Below are 293 nucleotides of genomic sequence, written 5' to 3' on the forward strand. Positions count from 1 at the left end.
TTCATAACTTCTTGTTTTACTACTTCATTTGCTACTACGTTTACTTCGACTGTTACTTCTACTGCTTTATAACCTTCTGGCGCTTTCGTTTCTTCTAACGTATACTTTCCTGGCACTAAGTTTTCGAATTTCACAACACCGTCTTTATTCGTTGTTTTCGTTTCTCCAACTACTTGACCAGCTTCATTTTTCAGCTTAAATTCTGCACCCTCTAGAACTTTTCCGCTCTCTGCATCCTTTTTGATTACTTGTAAGCTTCCTAGTTCTTTTGCATTTTCTACTTGTACTTGCAC

General features: G+C 37.2%; 1 protein-coding gene. It reads right to left on the bottom strand.

Annotation, left to right across the window (positions count from 1 at the left end):
- The coding region (locus MR083_RS27120; RefSeq protein ID WP_277931494.1) for a prealbumin-like fold domain-containing protein at positions 1–293 on the bottom strand (293 nt) is incomplete at both ends.

Source organism: Bacillus cereus group sp. BfR-BA-01408 (genome assembly GCF_022663305.1).
Classification (GTDB): Bacteria; Bacillota; Bacilli; order Bacillales; family Bacillaceae_G; genus Bacillus_A; species Bacillus_A pacificus.